This is a genomic window from Streptomyces parvulus, assembly GCF_014648855.1.
In the GTDB taxonomy this organism is placed as follows: Bacteria; Actinomycetota; Actinomycetes; order Streptomycetales; family Streptomycetaceae; genus Streptomyces; species Streptomyces parvulus.
The window spans coordinates 41,244-63,347 of sequence record NZ_BMRX01000006.1 but is presented as its reverse complement, the minus strand read 5'-3'; the positions used below and the strand labels follow the sequence as shown (position 1 = coordinate 63,347).

17 protein-coding genes are annotated in these 22,104 nt (G+C 73.3%); 3 read left to right on the top strand and 14 right to left on the bottom strand.

Translation table 11 applies throughout. The features are described from left to right. Nucleotides 1-4 precede the first annotated feature (4 nt). From IE108_RS12425 to hrcA, 4 genes are all read right to left on the bottom strand, one after another. Nucleotides 5-754 carry a 16S rRNA (uracil(1498)-N(3))-methyltransferase gene (locus tag IE108_RS12425; RefSeq protein ID WP_064727822.1) on the bottom strand — a complete coding sequence of 250 codons (750 nt, stop codon included), beginning with the start codon at nt 752-754 and terminating at the stop codon, nt 5-7. Continuing rightward, nucleotides 751-1,836, bottom strand: a complete 1,086-nt coding sequence (locus IE108_RS12420) for a nitronate monooxygenase (protein WP_064727823.1) — start codon at nt 1,834-1,836, stop codon at nt 751-753. Before IE108_RS12420 ends, IE108_RS12425 begins: the two co-directional genes overlap by 4 nt. A gap of 260 nt (nt 1,837-2,096) precedes the next feature. After that, a complete protein-coding gene (gene dnaJ, locus IE108_RS12415; RefSeq protein WP_064727824.1) occupies nt 2,097-3,233 on the bottom strand; it encodes a molecular chaperone DnaJ in 1,137 nt (378 codons plus the stop codon). Continuing rightward, nucleotides 3,234-4,250, bottom strand: a complete 1,017-nt coding sequence (gene hrcA, locus IE108_RS12410) for a heat-inducible transcriptional repressor HrcA (RefSeq protein ID WP_064727825.1) — start codon at nt 4,248-4,250, stop codon at nt 3,234-3,236. A 170-nt stretch (nt 4,251-4,420) separates the two neighbouring features. On the opposite strand from hrcA, the gene IE108_RS12405 reads away from it, so the two are divergent. Further along, nucleotides 4,421-5,155 carry an MBL fold metallo-hydrolase gene (locus IE108_RS12405; RefSeq protein ID WP_064731745.1) on the top strand — a complete coding sequence of 245 codons (735 nt, stop codon included), beginning with the start codon at nt 4,421-4,423 and terminating at the stop codon, nt 5,153-5,155. Between the two features lie 34 nt (nt 5,156-5,189). Beyond that, complete coding sequence (locus tag IE108_RS12400; RefSeq protein ID WP_064727826.1) at nt 5,190-5,990, top strand: DUF3097 domain-containing protein; 801 nt, start codon at nt 5,190-5,192, stop codon at nt 5,988-5,990. Nucleotides 5,991-6,131: 141 nt separating this feature from the next. Here IE108_RS12400 and hemW read toward each other — a convergent pair whose 3' ends face one another. The 4 genes from hemW to lepA all read right to left on the bottom strand — a co-directional run bounded on the left by hemW (nt 6,132) and on the right by lepA (nt 13,716). After that, nucleotides 6,132-7,364, bottom strand: coding sequence for a radical SAM family heme chaperone HemW (gene hemW / locus IE108_RS12395; protein ID WP_064731746.1), 1,233 nt, complete (start codon nt 7,362-7,364; stop codon nt 6,132-6,134). Nucleotides 7,365-7,500: 136 nt separating this feature from the next. Then, on the bottom strand, nt 7,501-9,483 hold the full coding sequence (locus IE108_RS12390; RefSeq protein WP_064727827.1) for a SpoIIE family protein phosphatase: 1,983 nt from the start codon (nt 9,481-9,483) through the stop codon (nt 7,501-7,503). Between the two features lie 213 nt (nt 9,484-9,696). Then, entirely contained in the window at nt 9,697-11,574 is a 1,878-nt protein-coding gene (locus IE108_RS12385; protein WP_064727828.1) for an AMP-dependent synthetase/ligase, read from the bottom strand. 273 nt (nt 11,575-11,847) lie between these two features. After that, nucleotides 11,848-13,716: a translation elongation factor 4 gene (lepA, locus tag IE108_RS12380; protein ID WP_064727829.1), complete on the bottom strand. Its 1,869-nt coding sequence runs from the start codon at nt 13,714-13,716 to the stop codon at nt 11,848-11,850. A gap of 253 nt (nt 13,717-13,969) precedes the next feature. Between lepA and rpsT the strand changes: the two genes are divergently transcribed. Beyond that, nucleotides 13,970-14,236, top strand: coding sequence for a 30S ribosomal protein S20 (gene rpsT, locus IE108_RS12375; RefSeq protein WP_064727830.1), 267 nt, complete (start codon nt 13,970-13,972; stop codon nt 14,234-14,236). Nucleotides 14,237-14,885: 649 nt separating this feature from the next. Here rpsT and IE108_RS12370 read toward each other — a convergent pair. The 6 genes from IE108_RS12370 to IE108_RS12345 form a co-directional block, all read right to left on the bottom strand. Then, a complete protein-coding gene (locus IE108_RS12370; RefSeq protein WP_079163503.1) occupies nt 14,886-16,121 on the bottom strand; it encodes an IS701 family transposase in 1,236 nt (411 codons plus the stop codon). Nucleotides 16,122-16,173: 52 nt separating this feature from the next. Continuing rightward, nucleotides 16,174-17,163, bottom strand: a complete 990-nt coding sequence (holA, locus tag IE108_RS12365; RefSeq protein ID WP_189397643.1) for a DNA polymerase III subunit delta — start codon at nt 17,161-17,163, stop codon at nt 16,174-16,176. A gap of 95 nt (nt 17,164-17,258) precedes the next feature. Next, nucleotides 17,259-17,504: a hypothetical protein gene (locus tag IE108_RS12360; protein WP_064731748.1), complete on the bottom strand. Its 246-nt coding sequence runs from the start codon at nt 17,502-17,504 to the stop codon at nt 17,259-17,261. 107 nt (nt 17,505-17,611) lie between these two features. Beyond that, nucleotides 17,612-18,493, bottom strand: coding sequence for a YceI family protein (locus IE108_RS12355; RefSeq protein WP_079163505.1), 882 nt, complete (start codon nt 18,491-18,493; stop codon nt 17,612-17,614). 131 nt (nt 18,494-18,624) lie between these two features. Then, nucleotides 18,625-19,500: an arylamine N-acetyltransferase family protein gene (locus tag IE108_RS12350; RefSeq protein ID WP_064727832.1), complete on the bottom strand. Its 876-nt coding sequence runs from the start codon at nt 19,498-19,500 to the stop codon at nt 18,625-18,627. A gap of 4 nt (nt 19,501-19,504) precedes the next feature. Then, nucleotides 19,505-22,087, bottom strand: coding sequence for a ComEC/Rec2 family competence protein (locus IE108_RS12345; RefSeq protein WP_064727833.1), 2,583 nt, complete (start codon nt 22,085-22,087; stop codon nt 19,505-19,507). Nucleotides 22,088-22,104 lie beyond the last annotated feature (17 nt).

Sequence of the window (22,104 nt, the reverse complement as noted above, 5' to 3'; positions counted from 1 at the left end):
CGCGTCAGGACCAGCGGCCGGTGCGGGTCAGGAGGGCGGCGGTCGCGGCGGTGCCCGCGGTGGAGGTGCGCAGGACGCTGCGCCCCAGGCGGTAGGGCCGGGCGCCGGCCTCCGCGAAGAGGGCCAACTCCTCGGGCGAGACGCCGCCTTCGGGGCCGACGACCAGCACGATGTCGCCGGCGGCGGGGAGTTCGGCCGCGGCCAGCGGCTCGTCGCCGCTCTCGTGGAGTACGGCGGCGAAGTCGGCGGCGGCCACGAGCGCGGCGACCTGCTTGCTCGTCGCCGCGTCCGCGACGTCGGGGAAGCGGACCCGGCGGGACTGCTTGCCCGCCTCCCGGGCCGTCGCCCGCCACTTGCCGAGCGCCTTCAGGCCGCGCTCGCCCTTCCACTGCGTGATGCACCGGGACGCCGCCCAGGGCACGATCGCGTCGACGCCGACCTCGGTCATCGTCTCCACGGCCAGCTCGCCGCGGTCGCCCTTGGGCAGGGCCTGGACGACGGTGATCCGGGGCTGCTCGGGCGGTTCCTCCTGGACCGTCTCCAGGTCCATGACGACGAGGCGGTCCTTGCCCTCGGCGGCCTTCACCACGCCCTCGGCCCAGTGTCCGCGGCCGTCGGTGAGGACGACGTCCTCGCCGGCCCGCAGCCGCTTCACGGAGACGGCGTGCCGTCCCTCGGGCCCGTCGAGGACGTACTCCCCCGCCGTCAGGTCCGCCGGGCCGAGCGAGTCGACCACGAACACCGGTGCCGTCATCGGCCGGCTCCTCCCGCCGCATAGTGCGACAACGCTGTCCCGGCGGCGGCGAGTTCGGCCACCAGGACCTCCACCAGCTGCCCGGCGGGCAGCTCCCGGGCCATGCGGTGGCCCTGCCCGGCCCACAGCGCCATGCCCTGCGCGTCGCCGGCCTTCGCCGCGGCCTTGCGCAGGGGCGAGGTGAGGTGGTGCACGTCCGGGTAGGCGGCGGGGGCGTAGGGGCCGTGCTCGCGCAGGAAGCGGTTGACCAGGCCGCGGGCGGGGCGGCCGGAGAAGGCGCGGGTCAGTTCGGTGCGGACGAACAGGGGGTTGGTCAGCGCCTGCTTGTGCAGGTCGTGCGCGCCGGACTCGGGGGTGGCGAGGAAGGCCGTGCCCAGCTGGGCCGCGCTCGCGCCGGCCGCGAGGACCGCCGCGATCTGTCCGCCGCGCATGATGCCGCCGGCGGCGACGACGGGCAGGCTCACCGCCTCCCGTACCTGGGCGACCAGCGACAGCAGGCCGGTCCCCGAACCGCCGGTCTCCGGATTGTCCCGGTGGGTGCCCTGGTGGCCGCCGGCCTCGGCGCCCTGGGCGATCACGGCGTCGGCGCCGGAACGCTCCACGGCCCGGGCCTCCTCCGCGGTGGTCGCCGCGACCAGGGCGAAGGTGCCGACCCGGTGGAGGGAGTCGACGACCTCGGCGCTCGGCACGCCGAAGTGGAAGGAGACCACCGGCACCGGGTTGTCCAGCAGCACCGCGAGCTTGGTGTCGTAGCCGTCGTCCCGGCCGCTGTCGGGGTCGCCCAGCTCCGTCTCGTACCAGGCGGCCTCACCGGCCAGCTGGTGGGCGTACACGCCGACGGCCGCCGGGTCGGGCGTCTCGGGCTGCGGCATGAAGAGGTTGACGCCGAAGGGGCGCGCGGTCAGCCCGCGCAGCTCCTTGATCTCCTGGTACATCCCGTCCGCGGTCTTGTACCCGGCGGCCAGGAAGCCCAGCCCGCCCGCCTCGCAGACCGCGGCGGCGAGCCGCGGCACCGAGACGCCGCCCGCCATCGGCGCCTGCACGATCGGGTACGGGAAGAGATCGGTCAGTGCGGAGGACATGAGCGCATGTTGTCACGTCCTCCGAACAAGTCCGAATCCGGGCTTCCGTCGGCATACGCCAGGAGCATCCGCATCCCGCGCCCACCGACGGACGCCCGTCTCATCGGCCGTTGAACGCGTCCTTCAGCCGCGAGAACAGCCCCTGCTGCCCCGGCTGACCGTGTCTGCCCGGGGGCAACCCCCGGAACCCCCGGCAGCCATCCGCACCACGCCGACCCGGATCTCGCGCCAACCGACGCACAGCCTCGGGCCGCCCGCGGTCAGCGGCCGTTGAACGCGTCCTTCAGCCGCGAGAACAGCCCCTGCTGCCCCGGCTGGAACTGGCCCTGCGGGCGCTCCTCGCCGCGCAGGGCGGCCAGTTCGCGCAGGACGCGTTCCTGTTCGGGGTCGAGCTTGGTCGGGGTGGTGACCTCGACGTGGACGATGAGGTCGCCCCGGCCGCCGCCGCGCAGGTGGGTGACGCCCCGGCCGTGCAGCGGGACCGACTGGCCGGACTGGGTGCCCGGGCGGATGTCGATCTCCTCCATGCCGTCGAGCGTCTCCAGCGGCACCTTGGTGCCGAGGGCCGCCGCCGTCATCGGGATGGTGACCGTGCAGTGCAGGTCGTCGCCGCGGCGCTGGAAGGTGGAGTGCGGCAGCTCGTGGATCTCGACGTACAGGTCGCCGGCCGGGCCGCCGCCCGGGCCGACCTCGCCCTCGCCCGCGAGCTGGATGCGGGTGCCGTTGTCGACGCCCGCCGGGATCTTGACGGTGAGGGTGCGCCGGGAGCGGATGCGGCCGTCGCCCGCGCACTCGGGGCACGGGGTCGGGACCACGGTGCCGAAGCCCTGGCACTGCGGGCAGGGCCGCGAGGTCATGACCTGGCCCAGGAAGGACCGGGTGACCTGCGAGACCTCACCGCGGCCGCGGCACATGTCGCAGGTCTGCGCCGCGGTGCCGGGCGCCGCGCCCTCGCCGTTGCAGGTGTTGCAGACGACGGCCGTGTCGACCTGGATGTCCTTGGTCGTACCGAAGGCCGCCTCGTCCAGCTCGACCTCGATGCGGATCATCGCGTCCTGGCCCCGGCGGGTGCGCGAGCGCGGCCCGCGCTGCGACGCCGTGCCGAAGAACGCGTCCATGATGTCCGAGAAGTTCCCGAAGCCACCCGCGCCGAAGCCGCCCGCGCCGCCGCCGGCGGCCTGCGAGAGCGGGTCGCCGCCGAGGTCGTAGACCTGCTTCTTCTGCGGGTCCGACAGCACCTCGTAGGCGGCGTTGATCTCCTTGAACCGCTCCTGGGTCTTCGGATCGGGGTTGACGTCCGGGTGCAGCTCGCGGGCGAGCCTCCGGAACGCCTTCTTGATCTCGTCCTGGGACGCGTCGCGGCGCACGCCGAGTACGGCGTAGTAGTCCGTGGCCACCTAAGACTCCGCCAGGATCTGTCCGACGTACCGTGCCACTGCGCGTACCGCTCCCATCGTTCCCGGGTAGTCCATGCGGGTCGGTCCGACCACGCCGAGCTTGGCAACCGCCTCGCCGCCCGAACCGTAGCCCACCGACACGACGGACGTGGAGTTGAGTCCCTCATGGGCGTTCTCATGACCGATTCGCACGGTCACGCCCGGATCCTTGGCCTCGCCGAGCAGCTTGAGGAGCACGACCTGCTCCTCCAGTGCCTCCAGCACCGGCCGGATCACCAGGGGGAAGTCGTGCCCGAAGCGGGTCAGATTGGCGGTGCCGCCGATCATCAGCCGCTCCTCGTTCTCCTCGACCAGCGTCTCCAGGAGAGTGGAGAGCACGGTGGAGACCGTACCGCGATCCTCGGCCTCGAAGGCATCCGGCAAGTCCTCGACCAGACCCGGCACGTCGCTGAAACGACGGCCCGCGACCCGGCTGTTGAGCCGCGCGCGCAGATCCGCGAGCGAGGCCTCGCCGAACGGCGCCGGGCAGTCGACCATCCGCTGCTCGACCCGGCCGGTGTCCGTGATCAGCACCAGCATCAGGCGCGCGGGCGCGAGGGCCAGCAGCTCCACGTGCCGCACGGTCGAGCGGGTCAGCGAGGGGTACTGCACGACGGCGACCTGCCGGGTCAGCTGCGCGAGCAGCCGCACCGTGCGGGCCACCACGTCGTCGAGGTCGACGGCGCCCTCCAGGAAGTTCTGGATGGCCCGCCGCTCGGGCGCGGTCATGGGCTTGACGCCGGCCAGCTTGTCCACGAACAGCCGGTAGCCCTTGTCGGTCGGGATGCGCCCGGCGCTGGTGTGCGGCTGGGCGATGAACCCCTCGTCCTCCAGGGCCGCCATGTCATTGCGCACGGTGGCCGGCGAGACGCCGAGGTTGTGCCGCTCGGTGAGGGCCTTGGAACCGACCGGCTCCTCGGTGCCGACGTAGTCCTGGACGATGGCGCGCAGCACCTGGAGCCTGCGTTCACTGAGCATCCGCGCACACCTCCAGAAGTCGTCGCCCGCTGCCCTGCCGGTCCGTCCTGGCACTCACGGCGCGCGAGTGCCAGACTTCCCCGGCCCAGTGTACGGCCGTGGGGTACGCCCCGGGCAAGGCCGGTGCCGGTGGCCGTGCGCGGGACGGTCGTGGCGTTAGCGTCGTGGTCGTGACGGTGACTTGGGAAGACCTGGGATGGGAGCGGATGGCGGCCGGCGTGGGCCGGTGCCGGCTGCCGGGCTGGGACTGCACGGCGGGGCTGGTCCTCGGCGCGGACGCGGCGCTGGTGGTGGACGCGGGAGCCAGCCTGGGCGAGGGCGCCCGGTTGCGCGCGGCGGCGCAGCGGCTGGCCGGCGGCCGTGTGACGCATCTCGCGCTCACCCACCCGCACTTCGACCACGTCCTCGGCGCCGCGGCCTTCGCGGGCGCGCAGGTCTACGGCGCGGTCGGCACCGACGCGCTGTTCGCGCCGGGCGGACGGGGCCGGGAGGCGCTGCGCGCGGACGCGGTGGCGGAGGGGCTGGACGAGCGGGAGGCGGAGGAGGCGGTCGACGCCCTGGTCCGGGTCCCGCACGAGGTCTGCGGCGAGTGGACGCTCGACCTGGGCGGCGGCCGGCAGGTGCTGCTCGCGAACGTCGGCCCCGGGCACACCGGCCACGACCTCGCGGTCCTGGTGCCGGGCGACCCGGAGGTGGTGTTCTGCGGCGACCTGGTCGAGGAGTCCGGCGAGCCCCAGGCGGGCCCGGACGCCGTACCGTCGCGCTGGCCCGCCGCCCTGGACCGGCTGCTCGGCCTGGGCGGCCCGCGGGCGCGGTACGTCCCCGGTCACGGAGCGGTGGTGGACGCGGCCTTCGTCCGGGCCCAACGGGACGCGCTGGCCGCGCGATTCGGCGTGTCGCGCTGATCACCGTCGGCGTATTCCTCGTATCGTCGGCAGAATGCGCCAGTACTCCGCCGACCTGACCCCGCCGTGGAAGAAGTCGCAGCCCGTACCCGAGGTCCCCGCCGACCCCGGCCTGGTGGTCGAGGAGCCCGGCACCGGCTTCTGTGGCGCGGTGATCGGCTGCGAGGCGGGAACGGTGACCCTGGAGGACCGCTTCGGCAAGCACCGGGTGTTCCCGATGGAGCCGCGCGGCTTCCTGCTGGAGGGGCGCGTGGTGACGCTGGTGCGGCCCGCGTCCGGCCCGGTACGCCCCTCCCGTACGGCGTCCGGTTCGGTCGCCGTCCCCGGCGCCCGCGCGCGGGTGGCGCGCGCCGGGCGCATCTACGTCGAGGGGCGGCACGACGCCGAGCTGGTCGAGAAGGTGTGGGGCGACGACCTGCGCGTCGAGGGCGTCGTCGTGGAGTACCTGGGCGGCGTGGACGACCTGCCGTCGATCGTCGCGGACTTCGCCCCCGGGCCGGACGCGCGGCTCGGCGTCCTTGTCGATCACTTGGTGCCGGGTTCGAAGGAGTCCCGCATCGCGGAGGCGGTGACGGGCGAACACGCGCTGGTGGTCGGCCATCCCTACATCGACATCTGGGAGGCGGTGAAGCCGTCGTCCGTGGGGATCGACGCCTGGCCTCGGGTGCCGCGCGGGCAGGACTGGAAGACGGGCGTGTGCCGGGCCCTGGGCTGGCCCGCCGACAACACCGGGGCGGTGTGGCAGGCGATCCTGGCGCGGGTCGGCTCGTACAAGGACCTGGAGCCGGAGCTGCTGGGCCGCGTGGAGGAACTGATCGACTTCGTGACCGCGTAAGCCGTGTCTTTCAGCCCTTCCGGGCTGCATTTCAGCCTCCCCGGGCTGCATTTCAGCCCCTCCGGCGTTTGAGGAGCGGGGGTCCGGGGGCGGAGCCCCCGGGACGGGACGGGTAGGGGCGGCGGGGGCGAAACGAACTGGTCAGTCCACCAGATCCCGCACCACGGCATCCGCCAGCAACCGCCCGCGCAGCGTAAGCACCGCGCTCCCCGCCGCGTACGGGTCCTCCTGAAGGAGTCCGTCGGACAGCGCCCGCCGGGACGCCACGAGCCCCGCCTCCCGCAGCAGCGACAGCGGCACCCCCTCCCGCAGCCGCAGCTCCAGCAGGATCCGCTCGACCCGCCGGTCCTCCTCCGTGAGGACCTCCCGCCCGGCCCCCGGCGACTTCCCCGCCGCCAGCGCCCCGGCGTACGCCCCGGGGTGCTTCACGTTCCACCAGCGCACACCGCCCACGTGGGAGTGGGCTCCCGGCCCCGCGCCCCACCAGTCGGCGCCCCGCCAGTACAGCTCGTTGTGCAGGCAGCGCCCGGCGTCGGAGGTGGCCCAGTTCGACACCTCGTACCAGTCGAAGCCCGCCGCCGAGAGCGTCTCCTCGGCGATCAGGTACCGGTCGGCGTGGACGTCGTCGTCGGTCATCGGGACCTCGCCGCGCCGGATGCGCCGCGCCAGCTGGGTGCCCTCCTCGACGATCAGGGCGTACGCCGAGACGTGGTCGGGTCCGGCACCGATCGCGGCGTCGAGGGAGGCCCGCCAGTCGTCGTCGGACTCGCCGGGTGTGCCGTAGATCAGGTCCAGGTTGACGTGGTCGAACCCGGCGGCGCGGGCCTCGGCGACGCAGGCCTCGGGGCGGCCCGGGGTGTGGGTGCGGTCCAGCACCTGCAGGACGTGCCGCTTCGCGCTCTGCATGCCGAAGGAGATCCGGTCGAAACCGCCCTCGCGGAGGGTGGCCAGGTAGGCGGGGTCCACCGACTCCGGGTTGGCCTCGGTGGTCACCTCCGCGTCCGGCGCCAGGCCGAACTCGTCGCGGATCGCGCCCAGCATCCGCACCAGGTCCCCGGCGGGCAGCAGCGTGGGCGTACCGCCGCCGACGAAGACCGTGCGCACCTCGCGCGGGTCGTCGCCGAGCACCTTGCGGGCCAGCCGCACCTCGTCGACGAGGGTCCCCGCGTAGTTGTCGCGGGAGGCGAGGACGCCGCCGGTGCCGCGCAGCTCGGTCGCGGTGTACGTGTTGAAGTCGCAGTAGCCGCAGCGGGTCGCGCAGTAGGGCACGTGCAGGTAGAAGCCGAGGGGGCGGTCGGCGGCCCCGGCGAGCGCGGACGCGGGCAGGGCACCGTCGGCGGGGACGGGTTCGCCGTCGGGGAGTGCGGAGGGCATGCGTTCCATTGTCCCGTACCGGACCGATTGCTCGGCCGCGCCGGCCGCGGTCGTCCCGCGCGGGGCGGTCGCCGGGCTCGCGAGACCGCCGCGGCGGCTCACGCTCCCTCTCACACCGGCCCGCGCCGCCCACCGGTCACTCGGCCTGGAGCACCAGCAGCGCCAGGTCGTCCTCCGGGGGCCGGGGCCCGAACTCGTGCACCAGCCGCCGGATGCGCTCGGCGACCAGCCCGGCGTCCAGTCCCGCGCACCCGGCGAGCGCCGCCGCGAGTCCGTCGCCGTCGTCGAACTGGCGGGAGCCGCTGCGCCGCTCGGTGACCCCGTCGGTGACGCACAGCAGGGTCTCACCGGAGCGCAGCTCGAAGGTCTCGCTGGTGTAGGCGGCGTCCTCGACGACGCCGAGCAGCGTCTGCGGCGCGGCCACCGCGCGGACGGCGCCGTCGGGTGCGAGGAGCAGCGGCAGCGGGTGTCCGGCGGAGGCGAGGGTGCAGCGGACGCCGCCCTCGAAGGGTTCCAGTTCGCCGTAGAGCAGGGAGAGGAACCGGGTCTGCGGTCCGTCGCCCGGGGCAACCGGTGGTCCGCCGACGGCCACCAGGGCGCGGGCGGCGGCGTCGGCGGCCTCGGTGGCGTCGTCGAGGAGGAGCTGGTTGAGGCGGTCGAGGACGTCGGGGACGCCGTACTGCTCGCGGGCGAGCAGCCGCAGCCAGGGCCGGGCGAGGCCGATGACGACGGCGGCCTCGGGGCCCTTGCCCTGGACGTCGCCGACGGCGAAGCACCAGCGGCCGTCTCCGGCCGGGAAGAGATCGTAGAAGTCGCCGCTGGGACCGCCCTTGTCGCGCGGCTCGTAGACGAGGGCGCTGCGCACGCCGGGGATCTCGGCGACGGCGCCGGGCAGCAGGCCGCGCTGGAGGACGGCGCTGATGGTGGCCTGGCGCGCGTACTGCCGGGCGGCGCCGATGGCGAGGGCCACCCGGCGGCTCAGGTCCTCGACCAGGCCGGTGATCTCGTCGGGGAAGCCCGCAGGGCCGGCCCGTCCGATGATCAGGGTGCCCAGCGGCCTGCCCCCGGCGACCAGGCGGTAGGCGAGCGCGGCGCCCTGCGTGCCGAGCGCGTCGCCGGGCCAGGGGTGGCCGACGGGGCCGGAGCGCCAGGGGTCGCGGGCGCGGGGCGGGTCCTTCTCGAGGGCCAGGCGCAGTTCGTCGATGTGGCCCTCACCGGCGTGCCACACCCGGGCCAGCCGGGCGCCCACGGCGGTGCCGGGCTCGTCGCTCCAGGCGCCCCGGCCCAGGGACTCGTCCTCCAGCCAGACGCCGCACCAGTCGGCGAGCCGGGGCACGACGAGCTGCCCGGTGAGGGAGGCGACCAGGTCCTCGTCGAGCTGCCCGGCCAGGAGGTCGGAGGCCTCGGCGAGGAAGGAGAGCGCGCCGCGCCCGAGCCACTCCCGGTCGCGCAGACCGCGCAGGCCGGTGTCGGCGACGTCCGCCGACGGGTCACCGGCGGCTTCCGTCCAGGGCCGTGCGTCCGGGCCGTGGCCGGTCCACGGGCCCTCGCGGCCGGCGTACGCCTCGATCTGCTCGGCGGTCACCGCGTCGCCCCCGGCGTCGGCCGCCGTCTCCCGGCCCGCCGCGGGCAGCCGGGCCCACACCGTCTTGGTGCCCGGCCGGTACGTGATGCCCCAGGCCTCGGAGAGCGCCGCGACCAGCCGCAGTCCCCGCCCGTACTCGGAGGGGTCGGCCGGCGTCTCGTCGTCGCCGCCCCTCGGCGCACGGGAGGGGTGGTGGTCCGCGGTCTCGACGACGACGGTGCCCGTCTCCTCCATCAGGCAGACGACCTCGACGTCGGTCCCGGCGTGCACGACGGCGTTGGTGACCAGTTCGCTCACGACGACCAGGACGTCGGCGGCCAGGTGTTCGGTGAGCTGCTCCGTACCGGGCAGCCCCCGCGCGCACCAGTCGGCGAGCGCCGCCCGCACCATCGCGCGCGCCGCGCCCGGCGCGAGGGAGCTGCCGAGCAGCGCCACGTGCGCCCGGCCGAGGTCCTGGGCGGACGCCCCGGCGGTGTGCGGGGGCGCCCCGCTGAGGTGGGAGGCGGTCTCCCGTTGCGTCGGAATGGCCCCCATGGACGTCTCCCCGGGCAGTTCGTGCGAGGAACTCGCAGCCGATGCCGACAGAGTGACAGACCGGCCCCGTTCATAAGCACGGAGTTACCGAACTGGGCCGCCACGGGTGAGATCCGTGCTAAGCGAACGCTCGAACACCGCCGCGAAACGAACGGTTCCGGACGCACAGGGGCGGGACGCGAACATGTCGCGCCCCCGCGCCCGCGCCCGCGCTCACGCCTCGCGCGAGCCCTCGTACATCTCCTCGATCAGGTGCTTGTACTCCCGCTCCACCACCGGGCGCTTCAGCTTGAGGCTCGGGGTGATCTCGCCGTGCTCGACGTCCAGGTCGCGGGGGAGCAGGCGGAACTTCTTGATGGTCTGCCAGCGCTGGAGGCCCTCGTTGAGCTGCTTGACGTAGCCGTCGACCATCTCCACCGTCACGGGCGCCGCGACGATCTCCGCGTACGGCTTCCCCTCCAGGCCGTTCTCCTTGGCCCACTCGGTGATGGCGATCTCGTCGAGGGAGATGAGGGCGGTGCAGAAGTTCCGGTCGGCGCCGTGCACCAGGATGTTGGAGACGTAGGGGCAGACCGCCTTGAACTGGCCCTCGACCTCGGCGGGCGCGATGTACTTGCCGCCGGAGGTCTTGATGAGGTCCTTCTTGCGGTCCGTGATCCGCAGGTAGCCGTCGGCGGAGAGTTCGCCGATGTCGCCGGTGTGGAACCAGCCGTCGGCCTCCAGCACCTCCGCCGTCTTCTCGGGCAGCTTGTGGTAGCCCTCCATGATGCCGGGGCCGCGCAGCAGGATCTCGCCGTCGTCGGCGATGCGCACCTCGGTGCCGGGCAGCGGCTTGCCGACCGTGCCGGTGCGGTAGGCCTCGCCGGGGTTGACGAAGGAGGCGGCGGAGGACTCGGTGAGGCCGTAGCCCTCCAGGATGTGGATGCCGGCGCCGGCGAAGAAGTAGCCGATCTCGGGGGCGAGGGCGGCCGAGCCGGAGACGCAGGCGCGCAGGCGGCCGCCGAAGGCCTCGCGGATCTTGGCGTAGACGAGCTTGTCGGCGACGGCGTGCTTGGTGCGCAGGCCGGCGGGGGCGCTCGCGGTGCCGGTGCGCTTGAAGTTGTCCTGGGTGACCTTGGCGTACTCGCGGGCCACGCCGGCGGCCCACTGGAAGATCTTGTACTTCGCTCCGCCACCGGCGCGGGCCTTGGCGGCGACGCCGTTGTAGACCTTCTCGAAGATGCGCGGCACGGCCGCCATGTAGGTCGGCTGGACCACCGGCAGGTTCTCGATGATCTTGTCCACGCGGCCGTCGACGGCGGTGACGTGGCCGACCTCGATCTGGCCGGAGGTGAGCACCTTGCCGAAGACGTGCGCGAGCGGCAGCCACAGGTACTGCACGTCGTCGGCGCCGACCAGACCGGTCGCCGCGATCGCCTTCGCCATGTACGACCAGCAGTCGTGCGGGAGGCGGACGCCCTTGGGCTTGCCGGTGGTGCCGGAGGTGTAGATGAGGGTGGCGAGCTGGTCCTTGGTGAGCGCGCCGACCCGCTTGGCGACCAGTTCGGGGTCCGCCTCCAGACGCGCCGCGCCGCTGCGCTCCAGCTCGTCGAGGGTGAGGATCCAGTCCTCGGAGGTGTCCGCGCCGGCCGCGTCGATCACCACGACGTGGGTGAGGTCGGGCAGCTCCGCCCGCTTCTCCCGGGCCTTGGCCAGCTGCGCGGCGTCCTCGGCGATCAGCACGCGGCTCTCCGAGTCGGAGAGGATGTACGCGGACTCGTCGGCGTTGGTCTGCGGGTAGACGGTGGTCGTGGCCGCGCCCGCGCACATGATGCCGAGGTCGGCGAGGATCCACTCCAGCCGGGTGGAGGAGGCCAGCGCCACCCGCTGCTGCGGCTGCACGCCCAGCTCGATCAGGCCGGCCGCGATCGCGTAGACCCGCTCGGCGGCCTGGGACCAGGTCAGCGACTTCCACTCGTCGGGGCCCTCGCCCGAGGCCGGCGGCACCGGGTGGCGGTAGGCCTCGGCGTCCGGCGTGGCCGCCACCCGCTCCAGGAAGAGTCCCGCCACGGAGGGCGGACGGTTCTCGATCGTTGTCTGTGTGTCGCTCACGACATCCTCCGGGCCCGCGACGGTGCGGCTGGCTCGTAGCGGTTGGCTCAGGTGCGGCTGGTTCACTCTCGGGCGGTGGTTCTGGCGTTGTTTAACTCGCGAGTAACTATGGAGCAGGCATCAGAGTAAAGGGCGACCGGCCCCCGCGTAAGAGTCCGCACTCTGTCACTTCCTACAGAGCCCCGCCCGTGACATGCGAAGGGACCCGCCGCACTTTCGTACGACGGGCCCCCAGGCGTCCGTTTTGCCCGGACTCGGCGTGCGGTGCGGCGGTTACTTCTTGCCCTTGCCCGACCCCGCGCTGTCATCGCTGGAGAGGACCGCGATGAAGGCCTCCTGCGGAACCTCCACGGAACCCACCATCTTCATCCGCTTCTTGCCTTCCTTCTGCTTCTCGAGCAGCTTCCGCTTGCGGGAGATGTCGCCGCCGTAGCACTTGGCGAGGACGTCCTTGCGGATGGCGCGGATGGTCTCGCGGGCGATCACCCGGGAGCCGATGGCGGCCTGGATGGGCACCTCGAAGGCCTGCCGCGGGATCAGCTCGCGCAGCTTGGCGACGAGCCGTACGCCGTACGCGTACGCGGCGTCCTTGTGGGTGATCGCGGAGAAGGCGTCCACCTTGTCGCCGTGCAGCAGGATGTCGACCTTGACCAGGCTGGAGGTCTGCTCGCCGGTGGGCTCGTAGTCCAGCGAGGCGTAGCCGCGCGTCTTGGACTTGAGCTGGTCGAAGAAGTCGAAGACGATCTCCGCGAGCGGGAGGGTGTAGCGGATCTCCACCCGGTCCTCGGAGAGGTAGTCCATGCCGAGCAGGGTGCCGCGCCGGGTCTGGCACAGCTCCATGATCGAGCCGATGAACTCGGTCGGCGCCAGGATGGTGGCCCGCACGACCGGCTCGTAGACCTCGTTGATCTTGCCTTCGGGGAACTCGCTCGGGTTGGTGACGGTGTGCTCGGTGCCGTCCTCCATGATCACGCGGTAGACCACGTTGGGCGCGGTGGCGATCAGGTCGAGGCCGAACTCGCGCTCCAGGCGCTCGCGGATCACGTCGAGGTGCAGCAGGCCGAGGAAGCCGACGCGGAAGCCGAAGCCCAGGGCCGCGGAGGTCTCCGGCTCGTAGACCAGGGCGGCGTCGTTGAGCTGGAGCTTGTCCAGCGCCTCGCGCAGCTCGGGGTAGTCGGAGCCGTCCAGCGGATACAGGCCGGAGAAGACCATCGGCCGCGGGTCCTTGTAGCCGCCGAGCGCCTCCTCGGCGCCCTTGTGCTGGCTGGTGACGGTGTCACCGACCTTGGACTGGCGGACGTCCTTCACACCCGTGATCAGGTAGCCGACCTCGCCGACGCCGAGACCGTCGGCGGCGAGCATCTCCGGGGAGTTGGTGCCGATCTCCAGCAGCTCGTGGGTGGCGCCGGTGGACATCATCCGGATCCGCTCGCGCTTGTTGAGCTGGCCGTCGATGACTCGGACGTACGTCACGACGCCGCGGTACGAGTCGTAGACCGAGTCGAAGATCATCGCGCGGGCGGGGGCGTCCTTGACGCCGACCGGGGCGGGGATCTCGGCGACCACCTTGTCCAGCAGCGCGTCGACGCCGAGGCCGGTCTTGGCGGAGACCTTGAGCACGTCGTCGGGGTCGCAGCCGACCAGGTTGGCCAGTTCCTCGGCGAACTTCTCGGGCTGCGCGGCCGGCAGGTCGATCTTGTTCAGCACGGGGATGATCGTGAGGTCGTTCTCCATCGCCAGGTAGAGGTTGGCGAGGGTCTGCGCCTCGATGCCCTGGGCGGCGTCCACGAGCAGGATCGTGCCCTCGCAGGCGGCCAGCGACCGCGAGACCTCGTACGTGAAGTCGACGTGCCCGGGGGTGTCGATCATGTTGAGGATGTGCGTGCTGCTCTTGTCGTGGGTCGGCGCCCACGGCAGTCGCACCGCCTGGGACTTGATCGTGATGCCGCGCTCGCGCTCGATGTCCATGCGGTCGAGGTACTGGGCGCGCATCTGCCGCTGCTCGACCACACCGGTCAGCTGGAGCATCCGGTCGGCGAGCGTCGACTTGCCGTGGTCGATGTGCGCGATGATGCAGAAGTTGCGGATCAGCGCCGGGTCGGTACGGCTCGGCTCGGGCACATGGCTGGGGATCGCGGGCACGCAGGGTCCTGATTCTTGAGGCGTCCGCAGTGTCTGCGGTCTCGGGTCGGATCGATACGTAGCCTCCATCGTCCCACGGGCGGCGACCTGGGATGGGTTTGGGAGGGCTTGAGGCCTGGTTTGGGCGGTCCAGAGGGCCACTGGTACTGTGGGGGGCTGTGTCTCATGCCCTCTCAGCGCGAGGCACTCCTTCAAGAAATCATCGGCACGGGACCCTCGCGTCCTCGTGCCTGAACCTGCAAAGGCTCATTTCGTGGCGAACATCAAGTCCCAGATCAAGCGGAACAAGACCAACGAGAAGGCCCGGCTGCGCAACAAGGCCGTCAAGTCCTCTCTGAAGACCGCGATCCGCAAGGCCCGTGAGGCCGCTGCCGCGGGTGACGTCGAGAAGGCCGCCGAGTACCAGCGCGTCGCTTCGCGCCAGCTCGACAAGGCCGTCTCCAAGGGCGTCATCCACAAGAACCAGGCCGCCAACAAGAAGTCGGCCCTGGCCACCAAGGTCGGCGCCCTCAAGGGCTGAACCCCTCATCTGGTCTGATCGCCGGGTGGACCCAGAGCGGGCCCTCTCTCATCCGCTCCCGTCCGGCACCCAGGATCCATGCGCGGCCTGCGTTCGCCACGCGGGCATGGATCCGCGAGCTTGATCCGAAGGCCCCGGTGGCCGTCCTTCCCCAGGACGGACGCCGGGGCCTTCGGTCTGCTCGGTCCGGTCCGGCGGTCTGCTCGGTCCGATCCGGTTGTCTGCTCTGTCCGGCGGTCTGCTCGGTCCGGCGGTCTGCTCGGTCCCGATCCGGCGGTTGCTTGGTCCGGCCGGTCCGGCCGGTCCGCGGCTTCCGGGGGGGGGCGGGCCCTAGGGTCTGTCGTTTGGATCAGGCCGGCTGAGAGAAGGGGTCCTTGCCTGCCCACCCGAGCGGGGCGTGGTGCGTGCGGCTGCAAGGCGGAGGAGGGCGACAACGCGGAGCGTTGGCAACCGACGACAACGCCGCAGACGCGCGTGCCACGCCCCGCGACGCCGGCATGATCCAAACGACAGGCCCTAGTAGTGCTTCGTTAGGTTCTTCGTGTTCTGTGGCGGCTTCGTCGGGCGGGCAGGGGGCGCCCGCAGGTGGTGCAGGCACCGGTCCAGCACCTCAGCAGGTCCTGTAGAGCGTCGAGGGCCTGGTAGAGGGTCAGACCGGTGTGCGGACTTTTGGGTCGAGCCTCCTGAGGGTGAGGAATGCCTGGGCGGCGGAGACGAGGGTGACGTGGTGGTGCCAGCCGCGCCAGGTACGGCCCTCGAAGTGGTCCAGGCCCAGGCCGTGCTTGAGCTCGCGGTAGTCGTGCTCGATCCGCCAACGCATCTTCGCCCACCGCACCAGATCGGCGACCGGGGTCGAAGCGGGCAGGTTCGATATCCAGTAGCCCGTGGGAGCGTCGTGGCTGTCCGGCCGTTCGACCAGGAGCGTCTGGGTGGGCAGGACACCGTCCCATCGGTTGCGGCCGCCGCCCGCCTCCTGGGCAGCGGCCACGGACTGCTTGCCCGCAGGCCGGATGGTCAGGACCGCGAACCGTGAGGTCATCGCGCCTTTACTGCCCTGGCGCCAGGTCACCTCGGTGAACCGGGCCGCGTCGGACTCGGCCGCGAGGGCGGAGATGGCTCGTGGTGGGGTGCGATAGCGGGGCAGCGTGGGTGGACCGAGCCCGCCGTATGCCGGATGGTGCGGCTCGACGCCCTCGGGGTGGGCGACCTCCTTCCCGGTCAGCGCGACGACGTAGGACATTCCTCGTTCCTCAAGGCCGATCCGAAACGGTGTGCTGACGCCATAGCCGGCATCGGCGACCACGACCGGCGCCTTCAGCTCCGAGTCGGCGAGCGCGTCGAGCAGACCGAGCGCAAGCCGCCACTTCTCCTGGTGGACGACGTCGTCGGGGACTCCTGCGCGGCGGCAGCGGTCCGGATCGTCCGTCCACTCCCGCGGCAGATACAACTGCCACTCCAACGGGCACGAGGCAGTGTCGGTAGCGGCATGGACGCTGACCGCAACCTGGCAGTTCGCCCGCTTACCGACCGCGCCGCAGTACTGCCGGGCCACCCCGACCGACGCCCGCCCACACTTGGGGAACGACACGTCGTCGACCACCCACACCTCGGGCGTGACCGCCTCGGTGAGACGCTCGGCGATCCGCTTCCTGACCGGCAGCGGATCCCACGGCGACTGGCTCACGAACTGCTGCAGGGCCTGCACGTTCCCGTCCGGCAGACGCTCGGCCATCGGCTGGACCGACTTCCGCCGGCCGTCGAACATCAGGCCCCGCAGGTAACACTCGCCCCATCGCCGCTGATCCCGCCGCGGCAGCGACCCGAACGCATCGACAACGAACTCCGCCAACTCACCCCGGAGTCGCTCCACTTCCCCCAGCTTCACCCCGAAAGGCTGCCCACCACCAGACGAGATCACTCAACGTAACGAAGCACTACTAGGCCCGTCCGCGTGAGCGGGCCGCCCGCGCGATCGTCACCACGGCCTTCTCCAGCGCGTACTCGGGGTCGTCACTGGCGCCCTTCACCCCCGCGTCCGCCTCGGCCACGGCGCGCAGGGCCACGGACACCCCGTCCGGCGTCCAGCCCCGCATCTGCTGCCGCACGCGGTCGATCTTCCAGGGCGGCATCCCCAGCTCACGCGCCAGGTCGGCCGGGCGTCCGCCGCGCGCGGAGGAGAGCTTGCCGATGGCGCGCACGCCCTGCGCCAGGGCACTGGTGATCAGCACCGGCGCGACCCCGGTCGCCAGCGACCAGCGCAGCGCCTCCAGGGCCTCGGCCGCGCGTCCCTCCACCGCACGGTCGGCGACGGTGAAGCTGGAGGCCTCCGCCCGCCCCGTGTAGTACTGCCCGACCACTGCCTCGTCGATCGTCCCCTCGACGTCGGCGGTGAGCTGGGACACCGCCGAGGCCAGCTCCCTGAGATCGCTGCCGATCGCGTCGACCAGGGCCTGGCACGCCTCGGGGGTGGCCGACCGCCCGGCGGCACGGAACTCCGCGCGCACGAACGCCAGCCGGTCCGCGGGCTTCGTCATCTTCGGGCACGCCACCTCGCGCGCGCCCGCCTTGCGACCCGCGTCGAGCAGGCCCTTGCCCTTGGCGCCGCCCGCGTGCAGCAGGACGAGGGTGATCTCCTCGGCGGGGGAGCCGAGGTACGCCTTGACGTCCTTGACCGTGTCGGCGGACAGGTCCTGCGCGTTGCGTACGACGACGACCTTGCGCTCGGCGAAGAGCGAGGGGCTGGTGAGCTCGGCGAGGGTGCCGGGCTGCAGCTGGTCGGGGGTCAGGTCGCGTACGTCCGTGTCGGCGTCGGCGGCCCTCGCGGCGGCCACCACCTCCTGCACGGCACGGTCGAGCAGGAGGTCCTCCTGGCCCACGGCAAGGGTCACCGGGGCGAGAGGGTCGTCATTCGCAGTCTTCCTGGCCATCGCGACAAGCATCCCACGCGCCACTGACAACGGGCCGCCGCGCCCGGTCCACGGCGGCCGCTCCGCCGCGCCCGCCGAACTGGTGCGGACACGACCTAGGGCTCCTCGCGCCAGCCCTCCCACTCCGCCGCGAACTCGTCCAGCTCGCCGGGGTCCAGCAGGGCCCGCTCGTCGCTCAGCAGGACCAGCCACTGGGCGTCCTCGGCGTCGTCCTCGCCGGCCAGGGCGTCCCGCAGGATCCGGGGCTCCTCGTCGAGGCCGAACCGCTCCCCCAGCGCCTGCGCCGCCTCCTCCGCGGCGTCGCGGTCGGGCAGCACCAGCACATGTCTCACGTCGCTCACGGGTGCCATTGTCGGACACCGGGCGGCCACGCCGGTCGCCGGGCTCGTCGGTCGCCGGGCCCGGGGAGCGGGGAGCGGGGAGCGGGGAGCGGGTGGGCTCCGCCCGGTCAGCCCTTGGGCACGGTCTGCACGTCGAGGTCGATGCGGATGCTGGGGCCGACCACGGCGATACCGCGGGCCAGCATCGTCTGCCAGCTCACCGTGAAGTCGTCGCGGTGCAGTTCGGTGGTGGCGCGGCAGGCCGCCCGCGTCTCGCCCTCCATGCCGTTGCCGAGCCCGAGGTACTCGGTGTCCAGCGTGACCGTGCGCGTCACGCCGTGCAGGGTCAGCGCGCCGGTGACGGCCCAGCGGTTGCCGCCTCGGTGGGCGAAGCGGTCGCTGTAGAACTCCAGCGTGGGAAACCGCTCCACGTCCAGGAAGTCGGCCGAACGCAGGTGGTCGTCGCGCATCTTCACGTTGGTGTCGATGGACGACGCGTCGATGACGACGTGCATCGCCGACTGCTCCATGTCCTCCGCGATCCGCACCGCGCCCGCGAAGGAGTTGAACCGGCCGTGGATCCGGGCCAGTCCAATGTGCCGCGCGGTGAACGCGATCGAGGAGTGCGCGGGTTCGACCTCCCAGTCGCCCGGCGTGGGCAGCTCGGGCGGCTGGGCCACCTGGAGCGTCACGTCGCCGAGCGAGGCCAGCGCGTCCGCTGCGACCGTCACGGACGCCCGGTACGGCGTGTAGCCCTCGGCGGAGACGGCGAGCCGGTACTCCCCGGCGGGCACCGCCGAGACGAAGGACCCGAAGGGGTCCGTGCCGCCGGCGACCACCTTGCGCCCCATGGTGTCGGTGACCGTGAACTCCGCGTTCGGCACGGGCTCGTGGACGGGGTCGAGGACCCGGCAGCTGAGCACCCCCGCGTCCGGCGGGGTGCGCACCGCCGCCAGGGGGCCCGTCCGTTGCATCCGCTTCGTACGGCTTCCCAGCAAGCGGCCGATCATCTGCGACACCCTCTGCCCGACATCAGAACTAGTTGACGAAGCAACATTCGATCACCGATGGGGCTTTCGAGGCAACACGGGACCACCTCACGGGAAACCGGCATCACCGGACAGCGGCGCATGTGCCGGAACTACGGCCGAGTGCCCGCCTGTGGCCCGGTATCGTCCTGCCGGCGGACCGGCACCCGGTCCAGACGGATGCCGAAGTGCTCCCGGTAGGCCGCGAGTACCTCCGCGTCCGTCTCCAGCTCGCGCTCCTCCCGCCCGCCGCCGGCCGCCGTGGAGGTGAGCCGCCGTCCGCTCAGCGTGATCCGGCCTCCGTCCCCGGTGACCCGGGAGCAGACCGTGGACTGGAGGAAGTGCGACCGGGGCGAGGTGCTGTGCCACCAGGCGCCGGACACGAAGTCGTCCAGCACCCTCGGGCGGGCCTCCACCCGGTACACCTGCTTCCCGTCGCGCAGCACGTCCAGGTCGGCCGCCGGCGCCGGTCCGGACGCCTTCGCGACCCCGTCCCCTCCGCGCACCCCGGCCGCGTCCGGCCCCGACTCCACGACCCGGAACGTGCCCCCGCCGTCCTCCTGGTCCGCCCGTTCGCCGACGGCCAGCGGGCCGTGACTGTGCGCCCCGAACCCGACGTCCGCCAGCCAGTCGCCCCCTTCCTCTGTCCGCACCAGCAGCGCCATGTGGTCGTACGGGATCCCGACCCGGCCCCCGTCCCCGTACACCCGGGCGGCGAGCATCGTGACCCGGTACCCGAGCGCCGTGAGCAACGCGCCGAACAGGCCGTTGAGTTCGTAGCAGAAGCCGCCCCTCCCCCGGCCCACCACCTTGTCGTGCAGCGGCGTCTCCGCCAGCACGATCTCCTCGCCCAGGTGGACGGAGAGGTTCTCGAACGGCACCGTGCGCAGATGCCGCAGGTGCAGTGCGCCCAGCGCCTCGGCGGTGGGCCGGGGCGGGCGCTCGGCTCCCAGCCGGCGGAGATAGGCATCGACCTGTGCGGAGTCCATGCCCTCAGTCTCCCGCGACCCGCAGCTCCCCGCCGGTGCCGGCGACGGCCAGCGCCCCGTCCCGGTCCGTGCGCAGCACCGTCGTCCCCAGCGCGCGGAGGGCGGCGAGGGTGCCCGGGGCCGGGTGCCCGTAGGTGTTGTCCGCGCCGCAGCTGATGAGGGCCAGGCGCGGCGCGACCCTCCGTATGAGGTCCGGGTCCTGGTGGGCGGACCCGTGGTGGGCCACCTTGAGGACGTCGACCCCCTCCAGCTCCGCTGCCGCCGGGGAGCGCGCCAGCTCACGCTGGGCCGGCGGCTCCAGGTCGCCGAGGAGCAGGAGGCGCAGGCCCGCCGTGCGCACCAGCAGGGTCACGCTGGCGTCGTTGGGGCCCTCCGTGCTCGTGGACGGCAGTGTCCCCGGTCCGGTGCCGGGCGGCGGCCACACCACCTCCCAGGACAGCGGTCCGGCCCGGCGCCGCTCTCCGGCGGCCGCGTGCCCGACGGGGACACCTCGTGCCGCCGCCTGCTCGCGGACGGACTCGGCCTGCTCCGCGGGCTCTTCGAGGGCGGTCGTCTCGATGGCCCCCACCGCACGCCCGCGCAGCACTCCGGGCAGCCCGGCCACATGGTCGGCGTGGAAGTGGGTGAGCACCACGAGCGGGACCCGGGTGATGCCGAGCGTGCGCAGGCAGCCGTCCACCCGGGCCGGGTCGGGCCCGGCGTCCACGACCACGCCGGCGCCCTCCCCCGCCGCCAGGACCATGGCGTCGCCCTGTCCCACGTCGCACATCACCATCCGCCAGCCGGGCGGCGGCCACCCCTTGATCACCCTCGCCAGCGGCGGCGGCTGCACCACCGCCAGCACCAGCAGCACCGCGCAGACCCCGCACCACCAGGGGTGCCGCAGCAGCCGCCGGCCCACGAGCAGCCCGCCCGCCGTGAGGAGGGCGAGCAGCGCCGCCCCGGCCCAGCTGCCCGGCCAGTCCACTCCGGCGCCGGGCAGCGCGGCTCCGGTGCGGGCGATCCCGGCGATCCATCCGGCGGGCCAGCCTCCGCACCAGGCCAGCGCCTGGGCCACCGGCATCGCCAACGGCGCCGTCGCCAGCGCCGCGAACCCCAGCACCGTGGCCGGGGCCACCGCGAACTCCGCGAGCAGGTTGCACGGCACCCCCACCAGGCTCACCCGCGCCGACAGCACGGCGACGACCGGCGCGCACACGGCCTGGGCGGCACCCGCGGCGGCCAGCGCCTCCGCGAGCCGGGGCGGCACCCCGCGCCGCCGCAGCCCCGCGCTCCACCGTGGGGCGAGCGTGAGCAGGGCCCCCGTGGCCAGCACGGAGAGCAGGAAGCCGTAACTCCGGGCCAGCCACGGGTCGTACAGCACGAGCAGCAGCACGGCCGTCGCCAGCGCGGGGAGCAGCGACCTGCGGCGTCCGGTGGCCAGGGCGAGCAACGCGACGGAGCCGCAGGCCGCCGCCCGCAACACGCTCGGGTCGGGGCGGCAGACCACGACGAAGCCCAGCGCGAGGGCGCCGCCGAGCAGCGCGGTCGTCCGCAGCGACAGCCCGAGCCGGGGCGCCACTCCCCTGCGTTCACTGCGCTGGGCCAGTCCGGGCGGGCCGAGCAGCAGGGCGAGCACGATCGTGAAGTTGGCCCCGGAGACGGCCAGCGTGTGCGCCAGGTCGGTCTCCTTGAACGCCTCCTCCAGCTCGGGCGTGATGCGCGAGGTGTCCCCGACGACCAGGCCTGGCAGCAGCGCCCGCGCGTCCGCCGGCAGCCCGTCGGTCGCCTCTCGCAGCCCGGCCCGCAGCCGCCCCGCCAACCGCTGCGCCGCCGACGGACCGGCGACCACCTCGGGCCCGGCCCGCCCGTCCCGCACCCTCAGCACGGCCGCCACCCGGTCACCGGTCGTCCTCGGTGGCTCCGAGCGGGCGGTGACGCGGAGCAGCGTCGTCGGCAGGAGCCGCAGCCAGCGCGCCACCGCGGGCCCGGCACGGGACGGACGATCCCCCTCCGCGCCCCGCTCGTCCGCCACGTCGACGAGCAGGAGCACCGGCGTCCGGGTCCCGACGCCCGTCCCGTCCGCCTCCGCGACCCGCCGCACGTCGGCCTCGACGAGCACCGTGGGCGGCATGGCCCCGTCGCCCCGCACGCGTGGTGCGGTGAGCCGGGGGTCGGCGGTGACCTCCACCTCGGCCGTGACGGTTGCGTACTCCCGGGCCGCTCCCGGCACGGGCCCCCGGCGCAGGTCGGCGCCGTGCAGCGCGGCCGAGGCGGCGGCCGCGGCGACGCAGAGCAGCAGGGCGGCGACGGCGACCGGAGGCCGGCCCGCACATCCCCTCCGCCCGTACCCCGCACTCCCCGTTGGCTCGTACTCCGCGCGACGCCCTCGCCCCTGCCCCGCACGCCCCCTCCCCGCCCGGCGGAGCACCACGCAGCCCAGGACCAGGGCGCCGACGACGATGCCGACGGACCACCCGGCGGGCGCGTCCAGCAGGAGTGCCGCCGTCGCCCAGGCCGCGAGCGCGGGCGGCACCAACCGCAGGTCCGTGGGCCCCTCCTGGCGTGGGTGAGCCGCGCCGAGCCGGTGCCCGGACGCGACGTGCACGGCCGCGCGCGGGCGTG